This is a genomic window from Streptomyces sp. S07_1.15 (assembly GCF_020739505.1).
In the GTDB taxonomy this organism is placed as follows: domain Bacteria; phylum Actinomycetota; class Actinomycetes; order Streptomycetales; family Streptomycetaceae; genus Streptomyces; species Streptomyces xinghaiensis.
The window spans coordinates 5520290-5533841 of the sequence record NZ_JAJBZK010000001.1 but is presented as its reverse complement, the minus strand read 5'-3'; the positions used below and the strand labels follow the sequence as shown (position 1 = coordinate 5533841).

The following is a 13552-nucleotide window of genomic DNA, read 5'->3' as shown; positions in this document are numbered from 1 at the left end:
CCGTCGGATGAGCTTCGCCCCCGACTGGGGCGATCGGCCGCATTACGTCCGCCGAGGGCGCTGCGAGGCGGGGCGAGCGGCCGGGCGTGCGGGGAGGCCGGGCGTGCGGACGGCCGGGCCGTGCGGGAGGGCTGCACGCGCCGGCTGCCAGGAGCGCGCCCGCTGGGCTCGGCGGGCCCGGGCGCCGGGCGTACGGGCGGAGCGGAGGGCGGACGGGCGAGGCGCGGTACGGGCGCGGGCATGGCCCCGCCCCCGTCGCGCGGAGGGAGGAGGTGCGACCGGGGGCGGAGCGGGGCGGGCCGCTGGGCGGGGGGCGGCGACCCGTGGTCAGAGTGAACCGCGCATCGCGGCCGGAAGACAGGGTGTGCGCACGGAAAGATGCGTGCGTGTTGTTCACACCCCGTGTGCGGGACGTCACGGCGGCGCGGGACGGGCCGGAACGCCCCGGCGGAAACCGGCCCCGGGAGCCGGTGTTACGGGGAAACGGCCGGTCCGGCGGCTGTGCCCCGGGCCAGCTTCTCCCGCATTCCCGCCGTGAACCGGTCGAGCGTCACCACGGCGCGTTCATGGGTTCCGGAACCGATGGCGTCGACGCCGTCGTGCGCGGTGACCCGCCAGCGGATCCGCCGTTTCTCCACGCTGAGCAGTTCGGCGGTGACGGTGACGGTCAGCCCCGGCGGAGTCGCGGCCGTGTGCGTGACGCGGATCTCCGTGCCCAGGCTTCCCTCGCCGGGTTCGAGATGGGGTGTCAGCGCCCGGACGCAGGTCCACTCCATGAGCCCGACCATGAATCCGGTGGCGAACACCTCGGGGAATTCGGCGAATTCCGGGGACTCGGGATAGAGATGCCGCACTGTCTTGTCCGGCGGCACGACATAGCTGTGGGTGAAGATCTCACCGACGCGCAGACCGTCCCTCATCGCCTCTTCCTCGCCGGGGGCATCCGCCCCGTCCTCCCGGTCCCGCGGCACGGCGGCGGACGCCCCAATATGGCACAGCGCGCCGACGGGCGGAAGCGCCCGCCGGGCCTACCCGCCCCAGGCAGGCCGTACGGAGCCGGGACCTCCGGTCACTGCTCGGATTCGCCCTGCTCCACGGTGAGCAGCCGCGCCCACTGCGCTCCGCACCGGCAGTAGGACTCCTCGATGAGTTCACCCCGCTCGGAAACGCCGAGGTCCTTCGTGAGGCGGACGTGCACATGCTGGCTCATGGCGGATGGATCCCTCCCGCACCGGAAATGGTGCGTCCATCTAAAGGAAACGGGGCAAAGAGGGCCACCACCGGTCCACATCACGGACTCGGCGTTCACCTCGCGCAGCATGCGGCGAGCGGAACGTGAGAGAACCGGGTCCGGGCGACCGGGCACGCCGGGGCCCGTCCACCGCGCCGGGAGGAGGCGGCGGACGGGCCCGGCCGGACGGACTGCCGTTCCGGCGGTCAGCCCTTGATCTTCACCCGGCGGCGCCGCTTGGCGTTCTCGGTCTTCGGAATGCGCACGCCGAGCACGCCGTCGGCCAGCTCGGCGGTGATGTTGTCCGTATCGGCGTCCGCCGGCAGGCTCCAGCGGTAGGCGAACCGTCCGTAGCGGCGGCTCTGCTGGCGGAGCACTCCCTTGCGCTCCTTCTCCTCGACCTCACCGCGGACGATCAGCTGGGACTCCATGGCCTCGATCATGATCTGGTCCTTGCCGACCCCGGGGAGCTCCAGGTCCACCGTGTAGCCGTCGTCGCTCTCCTCGATGTCGGCCAGGGGCGACCACATGCCGCTCTCGGCGAGCTCACCGGCCGGGGGGAAGCCGCCGCCGAGCAGCCGGCCCATCCGGTCGTACAGCTCCTCGAACTCGCGGAACGGCCCCCAGCTCGGTGCGGCCGTGCGGTGGCGGACGGGAAGCGTCATTCCGATCATCACCTTTCCTGAAGAGTTATAGGCCCCGGGCAGCCCGGAGACCCCGCGACCTCCGGATGACCGGTATCCCACGAGTCACCCTGTACGCCCCGTTCAATCCCGGTCTCACCCTCACGCCTTCCGGACCCCGGCGCCCGAACCCCGGCGCGCACGACCGGGAACTCATCCCGCAGGGCCCCGGCAGCCGCGCGCCGCGCGGTACCCGGCAGCCCGGGCCGCCGGCCGACCGCGACCGCCCGCTCCGGGACGGCCGGCGGGACAGCGGCTCCGGCTCCGCTAGGCCCGCTCGGCCGACTCGGCCGGGGCCAGGGGAAGGTCCAGCCGGCCACGAATCTCGCGGCGGTACGCTTCCCCGTCGTGCTTCTCCACGGAGCGCAGACGCTCGAGAAAGCCGTCCGTGTCGGACGCCCGGGACGCCTGCCGCCAGAACGGCAACCCCGCTTCGAGTTCCGCCACGAGCTTCCCCGCCGGCCGCTCCGCGCCGGGCAGATCGGCGTCCTTGAGCAGCCGGATGGTCTCGGCCTGCGCCTCGGCCATGCGACCGGCCCACTTCCTGGCACCGGCAAGGTCCTGCCGCGGGCTCTTCACCGGACGGAGCACGGCCTCGGCGTTCAGCGGCTTGAGCGCCGAGAGATAGGCCAGCTGCGCGGGTTCGAGATGGGACGCGTCCCGCCGTACCGACGTGTCGAGTTCGGCCTCGCCCGGACGCGCCACCCAGCACAGCACGGTGCGCCGGCCGGCGTCCCAGTCCCGCTGCTCCGGATAGAAGTAGTAGCTCTGCAGACGGCCGAAGGCCACCGGATCCATCGAGTAGTCGAGGTAGAGCCTCGCGCAGCGCGACCACGCGACCGCCGCGATCTCGTCGCGCCCCGGGAATTCCCTCTCCCCGGCGAGCTCGAAGGTGGCATACACCTCGCCCCGGTGCGAAGCGTCGCACGGGACCAGTTCCACGTTCGCGTCGGCCAGCCGCGGTGTGTCCCGTCCCGGCAGCCAGTCGCCCGGATTGAAGCAGTCACCGACCTCGACCGAGTGGACCGTGGTCCAGCCCCGCTTCGCGACCTCGCCGGTGTCGTCCCGGGCGGGCAGGGTCCAGACCCTGAAGTCGGCCACCGCGACGGCGATACCGACCAGCGCAAGCACCGCCCCGGAAATGGAGATCCCGGCAATCGCAAGGCCCTTGCCCCGCTGCTTCTTTCGGGAAATCTGCACCAGCGCGACGATGCCGAATATCAGACCAAGCGGAGCAAGACACAGCAGTGACGTCACCAGCGCGGTAACCGCCAAGGGATTCAGTGCCGGCGGCGCGGGAGGGGGCATCGGATACCACTGCTGTCCGGGCCCGGGCGGCGGCAGCGGCTGATGTGGATACGCAGGCGGCGGAACGGGCACGAAGAATCAACCTTCCGGTCATTGAGCCCCTTCCCATCCGGTGCGGAGATGGGTGGTGGACCCGGCGGCAGCAGCAGACGAAGCTCCTCGCAGTCGGCTCGTCGACCCGGATCAACCCGCCCGGCCAGAAGATTCGCGTGCTTGTCTACCCATCGGCACTCGGTCTGTCCAGTCCGGGCTGCGGTTCCTCCGAAGCCCCTTGGTCCCCACGCATGGCCTCCCCCCGACGGGAACGCGCCAAGTCGACGCGGTTAACGACCACTTGAAGGACGCGATGCAGGAATCTCCCCGGATATCCGACCGCGACGGGCGGGAGCTCTCCGGTCCGACCGGGGCTCACGGTGCCCGGCCACCGCATCAACGAGCGAGCACACCGCGATCGCGGTGACGAGAAACGCGGCCATCGCCCGCAGCAGCGCGGCCTCGTAGCAGGCCCCGGTGATCCAACGAACAATTCCGTACGCCGACGCCGCGCCTGCCGCCACAGCACAGCCGGTCTCCACCGTGCACACGCAGCACGTACACCGTGAGGAACAACGAAAAGGCGATGCGTTGATCCACATCCGAGTTATTCGATCGCCACGGCCTCCAGGATTCGCGACGAACACATACCCCATGACAAGCAGGCCGATGCCACAGATTCCGGCGAAGAAAAATGGGAACAATCCGGGGTCGCCTGTCTGAACTGCCAGACCCATTGCAGGCCTCCGAATACGGGAGTCGGTGCGGGAGGCCGGAGCCGCCTCCCGCACCCACGAAGGATGAACTGCCCCGGTTCATCCTGAACCGCTCCGGGTCAACGCCCGCATCAGGGCCATGAAGGCAGACGAGTCGGGCTGTACGCCGGATTCTGTCGCCCGGTCGCCTCGCGGCGGCCGGGGAGACGGCCATCCATCTGGGACCGGTGTTGCCACCGGCCTCGTGCGGTCCACCCGCGGACTCGGGCGGGCAGCCCTCGAACGTCCGCGCAGGGACACCGGGGTGTCCCCTCTTGACCTTGCTCCGGGTGGGGTTTACCAAGCTGCCCAGGTCACCCTGGGCACTGGTGGTCTCTTACACCACCGTTTCACCCTTACCGAGGACCGAGATCCCCGGCGGTCTGTTTTCTGTGGCACTTTCCCGCGGGTCACCCCGGGTGGCCGTTAGCCACCACCCTGCCCTGTGGAGTCCGGACGTTCCTCGGGGAGCCCAGTGGGCTCCACGCGGCCGTCCGCCCGGCTCGCCTGCCGTGTCGCCATGGTAGCCGACCAGGCACGTTGCCGTGCCCGGCAGGCGGCCGGCCCTCCACCGCCGCCGTCCGCTGCCCGGCGCCCGAACGTGCCGCGGGTTCCACGGCCGGACCTCTCCGCCGGCGTCTGCGGCTCGGGCCCGTTGTCAGACCCCCCTCCTACTGTGTCCCCCGTGACCGGAGAAGCCGGTCGGAAGCGGTGTCCGGGTGCGGTGTGAGGTGAGTCTCGGTGAGTGATCTCGTGGCAACGTACGGAAAGGCCGGTACGGCGACGGCCAGTGAGGCCGCGGGGCCCGGCGGGCCCGCGGCCGAGGAGCGGCTGGAGCGGCACCGGGTGGAGCTGACCGGCTACTGCTACCGGATGCTGGGCTCGGCGTTCGACGCCGAGGACGCCGTCCAGGAGGTCATGGTCCGCGCCTGGAAGGGCCTCGGCCGCTTCGAGGGCCGCGCGTCGCTCCGCACCTGGCTCTACCGCATCGCCACCAACGTCTGCCTGGATCTTCTGAAGGGGAACAACCGCCGCGCCCGCCCCATGGACCTCTCCTCCCCCCAGCCCGCGAGCACACCGCTTCCCGAGGCCCTGCCGGAGACCGCCTGGGTCGAGCCGGCCCCCGACGGCCGGGTCCTGGAGTCCGGCGGTGACCCGGCCGATGTGGCGGTGGCGCGGGACACGGTCCGGCTGGCCTTCGTGGCCGCGCTCCAGCATCTGCCGCCCCGGCAGCGGGCCGTGCTGATCCTCCGGGAGGTGCTGGCCTGGAAGGCGAGCGAGATCGCGGAGTTGCTGGACACCACGGTCGCCTCGGTCAACAGCGCCCTGCAGCGGGCCCGCTCGACCATCGAGGCCACCGGGGCGGACGCCACCGAGACGGTCCGCCCCCTCGACGAGGAACAGCGGGCCCTGCTGGAGCGCTATGTCGACGCCTTCCAGCGCTACGACCTCGACGCGCTCACCGCCCTGCTCCACGAGGACGCACGCCTCTCCATGCCGCCGTACCCGCTGTGGCTGCGCGGTCACGCCGAGATCCGCGCCTGGATGCTGGGCACCGGAATCGGCTGCCGCGGCTCCCGGCTGCTCCCGGTCACCGCCAACGGCTGCCCCGCCTTCGGCCAGTACCGCCCCGCCGCCGACGGCCACGGCTACGAGCCCTGGGCGCTCCAGGTCATCGAGATCTCAGACGGCCGGATCACCGGGCTCAACGCCTTCCTCGACACCCCGCACCTCTTCCCCCTCTTCGGCCTGCCCCCGCGGCTCGGCCCCGACGGCAGCACCCCGGGCCCCGAGAACGGCATCCAGACCGAGGAGGTGGAGGAGGGCCAGCAGTTCCGGCCCGGCGTTCCGCAGCCGTAACCGGCACCCGAGCCGCCGGGCGGTGAGCCGCAGCCGGGCCAGGGCTTCCACGGTCGCCAGATCGGGCCGGGTGACGGCACCGGCGTCGCAGAGGACGACCGTGAGCGGCCCCTCGTGGCCGGGGACTCCACCGGTCCCCTCACTCCGTCCCAGGAGGCTCTGCAACCGCGTACAGAGCGCGGGTACCTCTCCGCGGGCGACCGTGCCGGGAAGCGTCAGCACGACCGTGCCCGGTGGCCCGCCGGGCGCGGGGCGCGGTCTTCCGGGCGGCCGGCCGTGCCCGGAGGACGCGGCCGGTGACGGATCGGAACGGGGCATCGGCATCCTCCTGTCGCGGGCTTCACAGGAGGACAGACGGCCGGACCATGCGGAACTCATCGGGATCCGCCCCCCCCGGTCCCCGGTCCCGCACCGGCCGGAGCACGGCTCAGACGAAGTCGCCCGTCTCCAGGTCGAAGGAGAAGGGCGCGGGGAGGGTGATGGGCTTCCCGTAGGGCACGGTGCACACCTGCCGGTAGTCGCCCTCCCCCGGCTCGCTGAAGAGCGTCACGGAACACTTCTCACGGTCGACCAGCAGGTAGAGCGGGATACCACCCCGCGCATAGCAGTGGCGCTTGGTCGTGCGGTCGCGGTCGGCGCGGGTCGAGGTCACCTCGACGACCATGGCCACCTCGCCACAGGGCATCCACGCTTCCGCGTCGTCGAACAGCCCCACCCGTGCCTCGGCGAAGGTCAGGTCGGGGATGACATGGTTCTTCACGCACTGTCCGGCGCGGGGGAGCATGAGGCCCTTGTTGCCGGACACGTCCATGTCCACCGCGGAGCGGCGCGCCACCTGCCTGATGATCCGGCTGATGTTCGCTTCATGGGCCCCCTCCGGCGGCGGCGTCACAACGATCTCCCCCTCGATCAGCTCGGCCCGGAAGCCTTCCGGCGTGTCCAGGGCCAAGAAGCCCTCCAGCAGGACTTCTTCCTGCGTGAGCGGCTCGTGTTCATGCGCCATGGCGCTCATGTCACGCACCTTCCCTGTCTCGCCGCCACGGTAGGGAGCGGAGGGGGCCGCATCCCTGCACGAAGGGGTTACTTCCCCCGATCGTGGCACACGCGAACGCCGGGTTGCCACGATCAGCACCGCGCCGGACCGGCCGGGCACAGCCGCGCTTGACCTTGTCGCAGCGTCAACGTTTTGGATGGGTGGCATGCGGATCGGAGAGCTTGCCGCGCTGGCCGGGGTGTCCACCCGGACCGTGCGCCACTACCACCATCTCGGCCTGCTGCCGGAGCCCGGGCGGCGCGCCAACGGCTACCGCGTCTACGCGCTGCGGGACGCGGTGCGGCTCGCGCGGATACGACGGCTGACGGAGCTGGGGCTCGGCCTGGACGAGGTGCGGGACGTCCTCGCGGACGACGCGGGACGGGAGCTGCGCGAGGTGCTGGAGGAGCTGGACGCCGATCTCGCGCGGCAGGAGGCGGCGATCCGCGCCCGGCGCGAGCGTTTGGGGGTGCTGCTGCGGCAGGCCCGGGAGAGTGGCGGCCTGCCGCCGGAGGGGCCGGTCTCCCCGGAGCTGGGCGCCCTGTTCGAGGAGATGGCCCGGGTGTCCGCGGCCCTGCCGGGCCCGGAGTCGCGCACGGCCGCCATGGACCGGGAGGTTCTGGCGCTCCTGGAAACCCCCGGCTCCGGCCCGGAGGAACGGCGCCGGCTGTCGCGGTTCGTCCGCGAGATGGTGGCGGCTCCACAGGCGGCCGAGCGCGCCTACGAGATGTACGCGCTGCTGGACGAGCTGGCGGATGCCGATCCATCGGACCCCCGCGTGGAGCTCGCCGCGCAGGCGCTGGCCGGCTGTCTGCCGCGCGAGGCGATATCCGAGCTGACGGCGGCGGGCGGGCCGCCGGGCGAGGGCGCGGGCGGAGCCCCCGGCGGACCGCCCGAAGGCTTCATGGACGCCCTCTTCGAAAGTCTCGGCCCCGCCCGGGCGGCGGCGCTGCGGCGGGCGATGACTCTTCTCACCGAGCGGAAGGAACAGACATGAACGGGGACGGCACGGGTGGAGCGGCGGCTCCGGCCTCGGAGAGAGCGGACGGCGGCCGGACCGTGCGGTGGCGGCGGTGGGGTGCGGGCACCGTCGTGGTGGGCGAGGTGACGGTCCTGGTGTGCCTCGTCGCCGGGGTGCGGTTTCCGTGGCCGGTGGTGCTCGCCGTCGAAGCGCTGGTTCTCACAGCGCTCACCGCGGGGGTGGTCGTGACGGCCCGCCGCTACCGTCGGGCCCGTCGCGCCGGGGAGGAGCGCGGCCCCGCCCTGCGCCGGGCCGTACGGCAGGTGGTGCCTCCGCTCGCGCGGCGGCTGGTGGCGCACGAGGCGCGGGCGATGGTGAGCCTGGTGCTCTGGGCGGCCCGGCGGAGCCACGGAGTGGGCCCGGGCGCCCGGGCCGTCGGTTACGCCCGGTGCCAGGCTCCGATGATGTTCCTGCTGACGCTCGCCTCCGTCATCGAGACGGTGGTGCTGGCGCTGGTCGTCCCCTGGCCCGTTGTCCACACGGTTCTGCTGGTGCTGGGGCTGTACGGGGTGCTGATGATGGTGGGGCTGCACGCCTACTGTCACCCGTCCCCATGTGGTCGGTGCGGACGGCTCACTCCGTGTCCGCTACGGCGCGCTCTTCGATCTGCGGATACCGGCGGGACTGATCGCCTCGGTCCGCTACGAGAGGCGGTACACGGACGGCCGGCTGCTGCGGGTCGGCGATGCCGGTGACCTGGACCTGATCGTGGACAGCCAGACCTCCGTCACAGTGGAGCTGACCGCGCCGGTGACGGCCGTGCGGCCTTTCGGAAAGCCGGTCCGGGCCCGGCTCATACGGTTCCACGCGGACGATCCACGGGCGGCGGTGGCCGCGCTCCGGCCAAGGGGCGCCACGGAGGGTGAACGCGCGGCCGTGACCCCCGCCCGGGGCGCGGCGGCCCCGGAGCGACCGCCGGTCCCGGCGCCCGCCGGGTCTCCGGCTCCGGACTCCGGCTCCGGCTCCGGCTCCGGCTCCGGCTCCGGCTCCGGCTGAAGGGGAAACAGCCCAGGAGGCCGGGGTGGTCACGGCAATGAGTCCCGCCCGGGACCCGACCGAGGCCGAACCGATCCCCGGCCGAGGTGCGAACAGAGGGTGAGCCAGGGCAGGCTTGCGCCATGGACTACATACGCCTCGAAGCGTGGGTCGGCGGGGAATGGCTCCCGGTGGAGGCCGTCAGCGTGACCGACGGGGAGTCCGAAGGCGAGTCCTTGTCCCTCTCGTTCGCCCCGCAGCAGACGGAGGCCGGCTACCGGACGCTGATCTGGGAGCCCCTGGAGTGTTTCCTCCGGGAGTACCGGGAGGAGCCGATCGTGCTGGTACCGGCGGGCAACCAACTGCCGGTGATGTTCGGGCCCGGGGCGGCCGGGCCCTTCCGGCTCGGCCGGACATCCGGGGGCTGACCCGGGCGTGTGGTCCGGCCTCTCCAGCGGGCCGCACCGCTCCGGACATCCCGCGCGCCCCGTGGCCGGCCCGGCCCCGTGGCGACACCGGTGCTTGGCCGCCGCCCGGCTCCGGGGTCCCGGCGGGGGCGTTCGGGACGGGTTCTAAGCTCGGATCGGAGCCGGTCGTTCCGTTGCGGGGATACCCGGCCGGTTCCGTGACCATCCGTAGCCGTATCCGCCCCGCTGCCGTGAGTCCCTGCGAGGAGTTCCGCCGTGCTCGTGCTGTTGCCGCCGTCCGAAGGTAAGGCCGCGGGCGGGTCCGGCGGCCCGCTGGACCTGGACTCGCTGTCGCTGCCGGGGCTCTCGGCGGCCCGCGGCGAGGTGCTGCGCGAGCTGGTGGAGCTGTGCGGGGCGGACGAGGAGAAGGCCCGCACCGTCCTGGGGATAGGCGAAGGGCTGCGGGGCGAGGTCGCGAAGAACGCCGCTCTGCTGACCGCCGGGACCCGGCCGGCGGGCGAGATCTACACCGGCGTCCTCTACGACGCCCTGGGTCTCGCCTCCCTGGACGCCGCCGCCCGGGCCCGGGCGGAGCGGACCCTGCTGGTGTTCTCGGGGCTCTGGGGCGCGCTGCGGACCGGCGACCAGATCCCGTCCTACCGGTGTTCGATGGGGGTGAAGCTGCCCGGCCTGGGGGCGCTGGGGGCGTACTGGCGCGGCCCGATGGCGGAGGTGCTGCCGGAGGCCGCCGGTGAGGGCCTGGTCCTCGACCTCCGCTCGGCGGCGTATGCCACGGCCTGGAAGCCGAAGGGCGCGGTGGCGGAGCGGACCGCCACGGTCCGGGTGCTGCACTCGAAGACCGTGAAGGAGGTGGAGAAGCGCTCCGTGGTGAGTCACTTCAACAAGGCCACCAAGGGCAGGATCGTCCGGGATCTGCTGGTCGCGGGCGTGGAGCCCGCGCACCCGGCCGAACTGGCCGATGCGCTGCGCGAGCTGGGCCACACCGTCGAAGTGCAGCCGGCACCGAAGGCGGGCAGAACCGGCAGGCCCTGGGCCCTGGACGTGATCGTCACCGACGTGCACTGAGCGGCACGCCCGGCACGGGCAGCGCCACCCGGCCCCGCCCGGCCCCGCGCCCAGCGCTGTCCGGCCGCCGGCAGCGAGGCGGACCCCCGGGGGGAAGCCGGGCGGGCCCGCCCCGGTGCGGGTCAGCGGAGGTGGCCGGTGTCGTTCAGCAGGCGCAGGGAGGCGTTGCCGTCGGCGTAGTACGCCACCACGGACAGGGAGGCCGGGGACAGCTCCATGCGGAAGAGCGATTCCGGGGGCGCCCCCAGCGCCAGCCGGACCAGGGTCTTGACCGGCGTGACATGCGTGACGAGCAGAACGGTGCGGCCCGCGTGGCGCGCGATGAGCTTGTCGCGGGAGCGGGCCACCCGGCGGGCGACCGTCTCGAAGCTCTCCCCGCCGCCCGTGGGCTCGGCCCGGGGTGAGGCGAGCCAGGCGTCGAGGTCCTCCGGGTAGCGGTCGCGCACCTCGGCGAAGGACAGGCCCTCCCAGGCGCCGAAGTCCGTCTCGCGCAGGCCCTCGTCGACCCGGATGTCGAGCCCCGTCCGGGCGGCCACGGTCTCCGCCGTCTCGCGGCAGCGCCGCAGCGGGGAACTGACGATCGCCTGGACAGTGCCGCGCGCGGCGAGGACCGCCGCCGTGGCCTCGGCCTGCCGGCGGCCGGCCGGTGACAGCCCGGGGTCGGAGCCGCCGCTGCCGGAGAAGCGCTTCTCCGGGGTGAGGGCGGTCTCGCCGTGCCGCAGCAGGACGAAGGTGGCGGGGGCACCGAGGTCGGCGGGGGCCGCCCAGCCGGCCGGCGGGACGGCGGGTGCGGCGGCCCGCCCGGCCGGGGCGGGCGCCCCGGCCCGATCGGACAGCTCTTCCAGTTCCTCGGGTTCGGCGGAGTCGGCGACGGCCTCCGGCCGGGGTCCGGCGTCGAGGGCCGCCGTGGAGAGCGAGGGCTTCCAGCGCTCGCCGCGCTTGCCCGCGTCCATGGCCTCGTTGGCGAGCCGGTCGGCGTGCTTGTTCTTCTCCCGGGGGATCCAGGTGTAGCTGACCTGCCCGGGGGTGGGGAATATCGTCTTGGCCTCGGCCGCCAGGGGCCGCATGTCCGGATGCTTGATCTTCCAGCGGCCGGACATCTGCTCGACGACGAGCTTGGAATCCATCCGCACCTGGATCTCGGCGTCCGGGTCCAGGGTGCGCGCGGCCCGCAGTCCGGCGATGAGACCCCGGTACTCGGCCACGTTGTTGGTCGCCGTGCCGATGAACTCGGCCGCCTCGGCGAGGGGTTCGCCGGTGGCCGCGTCCAGGACCACCGCGCCGTAGCCGGCGGGGCCCGGATTGCCCCGGGAGCCGCCGTCGGCCTCGACGATGAAGCGCCGCTTGCGTCCGCTCATCGCCTCTACAGCCCCGAGTCGGGCGTACGGACCAGGATGCGGCCGCAGTTCTCGCAGCGCAGCACCTGGTCGGGCGCCGCAGCGCGGACGTCGTTGACCTCGGTGATGTTGAGCTCCAGCCGGCAGCCCTCGCAGCGCCGCTGGTGGAGCCGGGCCGCGCCGACCCCGCCCTGCTGGACGCGGAGCTTCTCGTAGAGCTTCATCAGATCGGCCGGTACGGAGGCGGAGACCACCTCGCGTTCCTTGGTGAGGCTCGCGACCTCCTGGTCGAGCTCCGCCACGGCGTTGTCCCGGCGGGTGGCGGCGTCGGTGAGCTTGGCCTCCACGGACTCGACGCGCCCGGCCAGTTCCCGGGCCCGCTCCTGCGCGGACTCCCGGCGCTCCATGATCTCCAGGACGACGTCCTCCAGGTCGCCCTGGCGCTTGGCGAGCGAGACGATCTCGTGCTGGAGGTTCTCCAGGTCCCTGGGCGAGGTGACGGCGCCGGAGTCGAGCCGCTGCTGGTCCCGGGCGGCGCGCTGGCGCACCTGGTCGACGTCCTGCTCCGCCTTGGTCTGCTCGCGGGCGGTGTCGCTCTCCTCGGTCTGGGCGGCGACCAGCAGGTCGCGCAGCTGCGCGAGGTCGGCTTCGAGGGTCTGGATCTCGGCGTGCTCCGGCAGCGTCCTGCGCTTGTGCGCGAGCTGCGAGAGCCGGACGTCGAGGGCCTGGACGTCGAGAAGGCGGATCTGGTCGGCGGGCTCGGCGTTCAGTTCGGGGCTCCCGGGATGTCGGTGGAAGGGTCGGCGGACGCCGCGTGGGCGGTCCAGGGGTCGGTGACCGTACGGGAGACGTGGGTGCGCAGGTCCCACCCGTGGCGGTCGGAGATCTCGTCGAGCTGGGCGGCGGCCTGCTCGGTCCAGGGCCACTCGGTGGCCCAGTGCGCGGCGTCCAGCAGCGCCGGTCCGCGCCCGGAGTGCAGGGCGTGTTCGCGCGCCTCGGACGCCGGGTGGTGCCGCAGGTCGGCGGTGAGGTAGGCGTCGGCGCCCGCGCGCCGCACGTCGGCGAACAGGCTGTCGCCGGAGCCGCCGCAGACCGCGACGGTGCGGATCACGCGGCCCGGCTCACCGGCGGCCCGGATGCCCTGCGCGGTGGCGGGCAGCCGGGCGGCGGCGCGGCCGGCGAGCTCGGCGAGGGTCTCCGGCTCGTCGAGCTCGCAGATCCGGCCGAGGCCGCGGCGGCCCTCGGGGTCGGACGGATCGGGCACGAGCGGGCCGGTGATCCGCAGGTCCAGCGCGCCGGCGAGGGCGTCGGAGACACCGGGGTCGGCGCGGTCCGCGTTGGTGTGGGCCACGTGCAGCGCCACGGAGTTGCGGATCAGGGTGTGCACGACGCGGCCCTTGAAGGTGGTGGCCGCGACCGTCGTCGTCCCGCGCAGATAGAGCGGGTGGTGGGTGACGAGCAGATCGGCGCCGAGCCGTACGGCCTCGTCGGCGACCTCCTGCACCGGGTCGACGGCGAACAGCACGCGCCGGACGGGGGCGTCGGGGTCTCCGCAGACGGTCCCGACGGCGTCCCACTCCTCGGCCCGCTCGGGGGGCCAGAGGGCGTCGAGCGCGGCGATGACTTCAGACAGTGCGGGCACGGGCAAAGGCTACCCGCACCCGGACCCGGCAGACCCGCCCCGGGCCCCTGCCCGGGCCCTCCCCGGGCGGACCCGCCGGTGCCCCGCCGCCCCGGGCCCGGCCGGTATCCGCACAACCGGCGAGCGACGGCAGCACATCTGTGCCCCTCCGCTCAGCCGGTTCGGGGGAACGCCACCCGTA

At 73.2% G+C, this 13552-nt stretch carries 13 protein-coding genes, 1 other RNA gene and 1 pseudogene; 5 read left to right on the top strand and 10 right to left on the bottom strand.

The genetic code is table 11. The features are described 5' to 3' along the window. Positions 1-473 precede the first annotated feature (473 nt). From flK to rnpB, 5 genes are all read right to left on the bottom strand, one after another. Entirely contained in the window at positions 474-920 is a 447-nt protein-coding gene (gene flK / locus LIX60_RS23725) for a fluoroacetyl-CoA thioesterase (protein ID WP_227960385.1), read from the bottom strand. Positions 921-1069: 149 nt separating this feature from the next. Then, positions 1070-1210 carry a hypothetical protein gene (locus tag LIX60_RS23720; protein ID WP_019709329.1) on the bottom strand — a complete coding sequence of 47 codons (141 nt, stop codon included), beginning with the start codon at positions 1208-1210 and terminating at the stop codon, positions 1070-1072. A 227-nt stretch (positions 1211-1437) separates the two neighbouring features. Continuing rightward, positions 1438-1896 (bottom strand): Hsp20/alpha crystallin family protein, encoded by a 459-nt coding sequence (locus LIX60_RS23715; RefSeq protein ID WP_227960383.1) that lies wholly within the window; start codon positions 1894-1896, stop codon positions 1438-1440. A 285-nt stretch (positions 1897-2181) separates the two neighbouring features. After that, entirely contained in the window at positions 2182-3222 is a 1041-nt protein-coding gene (locus tag LIX60_RS23710; RefSeq protein WP_227962896.1) for a DUF4190 domain-containing protein, read from the bottom strand. A gap of 895 nt (positions 3223-4117) precedes the next feature. Further along, positions 4118-4516: RNase P RNA component class A (gene rnpB, locus LIX60_RS23705), an RNA gene on the bottom strand. A gap of 235 nt (positions 4517-4751) precedes the next feature. Here rnpB and LIX60_RS23700 point away from each other — a divergent pair. Further along, positions 4752-5870 carry a sigma-70 family RNA polymerase sigma factor gene (locus LIX60_RS23700; RefSeq protein ID WP_227960381.1) on the top strand — a complete coding sequence of 373 codons (1119 nt, stop codon included), beginning with the start codon at positions 4752-4754 and terminating at the stop codon, positions 5868-5870. Here the strand turns inward: LIX60_RS23700 and LIX60_RS31820 are convergent. Both LIX60_RS31820 and LIX60_RS23690 read right to left on the bottom strand, forming a co-directional pair. Next, a pseudogene (locus LIX60_RS31820) lies at positions 5865-6188 on the bottom strand (hypothetical protein); the annotation flags it as partial. The gene LIX60_RS23700 and the pseudogene LIX60_RS31820 sit on opposite strands and share 6 nt — an antisense overlap. 109 nt (positions 6189-6297) lie before the next feature. Continuing rightward, a complete protein-coding gene (locus LIX60_RS23690) occupies positions 6298-6882 on the bottom strand; it encodes a Uma2 family endonuclease (RefSeq protein WP_227960379.1) in 585 nt (194 codons plus the stop codon). Positions 6883-7069: 187 nt separating this feature from the next. Between LIX60_RS23690 and LIX60_RS23685 the strand changes: the two genes are divergently transcribed. From LIX60_RS23685 to yaaA, 4 genes are all read left to right on the top strand, one after another. Next, positions 7070-7900 carry a MerR family transcriptional regulator gene (locus LIX60_RS23685; RefSeq protein ID WP_227960377.1) on the top strand — a complete coding sequence of 277 codons (831 nt, stop codon included), beginning with the start codon at positions 7070-7072 and terminating at the stop codon, positions 7898-7900. After that, complete coding sequence (locus tag LIX60_RS23680; protein ID WP_227960375.1) at positions 7897-8619, top strand: hypothetical protein; 723 nt, start codon at positions 7897-7899, stop codon at positions 8617-8619. The genes LIX60_RS23685 and LIX60_RS23680 overlap by 4 nt, the downstream gene beginning before the upstream one ends. A 423-nt stretch (positions 8620-9042) precedes the next feature. Continuing rightward, complete coding sequence (locus tag LIX60_RS23675) at positions 9043-9327, top strand: hypothetical protein (protein ID WP_043462027.1); 285 nt, start codon at positions 9043-9045, stop codon at positions 9325-9327. Between the two features lie 255 nt (positions 9328-9582). Beyond that, positions 9583-10392: a peroxide stress protein YaaA gene (gene yaaA / locus LIX60_RS23670; protein ID WP_227960373.1), complete on the top strand. Its 810-nt coding sequence runs from the start codon at positions 9583-9585 to the stop codon at positions 10390-10392. Positions 10393-10514: 122 nt separating this feature from the next. Here the strand turns inward: yaaA and LIX60_RS23665 are convergent, their stop codons facing one another. From LIX60_RS23665 to LIX60_RS23655, 3 genes are read right to left on the bottom strand one after another with little or no spacing between them, the layout of a single operon-like run. After that, positions 10515-11750, bottom strand: a complete 1236-nt coding sequence (locus tag LIX60_RS23665) for a bifunctional RNase H/acid phosphatase (protein ID WP_227960371.1) — start codon at positions 11748-11750, stop codon at positions 10515-10517. Between the two features lie 5 nt (positions 11751-11755). After that, on the bottom strand, positions 11756-12499 hold the full coding sequence (locus tag LIX60_RS23660; RefSeq protein WP_185831344.1) for a zinc ribbon domain-containing protein: 744 nt from the start codon (positions 12497-12499) through the stop codon (positions 11756-11758). Further along, on the bottom strand, positions 12496-13371 hold the full coding sequence (locus LIX60_RS23655; protein WP_227960368.1) for a Nif3-like dinuclear metal center hexameric protein: 876 nt from the start codon (positions 13369-13371) through the stop codon (positions 12496-12498). Before LIX60_RS23655 ends, LIX60_RS23660 begins: the two co-directional genes overlap by 4 nt. Positions 13372-13552: the final 181 nt, after the last annotated feature.

Coding starts and splice junctions, on each gene's coding strand:
- flK (WP_227960385.1), bottom strand. CDS start 920: ATGAGGGACGGTCTGCGCGTCGGTGAGATCTTCACCCACAGCTATGTC.
- LIX60_RS23720 (WP_019709329.1), bottom strand. CDS start 1,210: ATGAGCCAGCATGTGCACGTCCGCCTCACGAAGGACCTCGGCGTTTCC.
- LIX60_RS23715 (WP_227960383.1), bottom strand. CDS start 1,896: ATGACGCTTCCCGTCCGCCACCGCACGGCCGCACCGAGCTGGGGGCCG.
- LIX60_RS23710 (WP_227962896.1), bottom strand. CDS start 3,222: ATGCCCCCTCCCGCGCCGCCGGCACTGAATCCCTTGGCGGTTACCGCG.
- LIX60_RS23690 (WP_227960379.1), bottom strand. CDS start 6,882: ATGAGCGCCATGGCGCATGAACACGAGCCGCTCACGCAGGAAGAAGTC.
- LIX60_RS23685 (WP_227960377.1), top strand. CDS start 7,070: ATGCGGATCGGAGAGCTTGCCGCGCTGGCCGGGGTGTCCACCCGGACC.
- LIX60_RS23680 (WP_227960375.1), top strand. CDS start 7,897: ATGAACGGGGACGGCACGGGTGGAGCGGCGGCTCCGGCCTCGGAGAGA.
- LIX60_RS23675 (WP_043462027.1), top strand. CDS start 9,043: ATGGACTACATACGCCTCGAAGCGTGGGTCGGCGGGGAATGGCTCCCG.
- LIX60_RS23665 (WP_227960371.1), bottom strand. CDS start 11,750: ATGAGCGGACGCAAGCGGCGCTTCATCGTCGAGGCCGACGGCGGCTCC.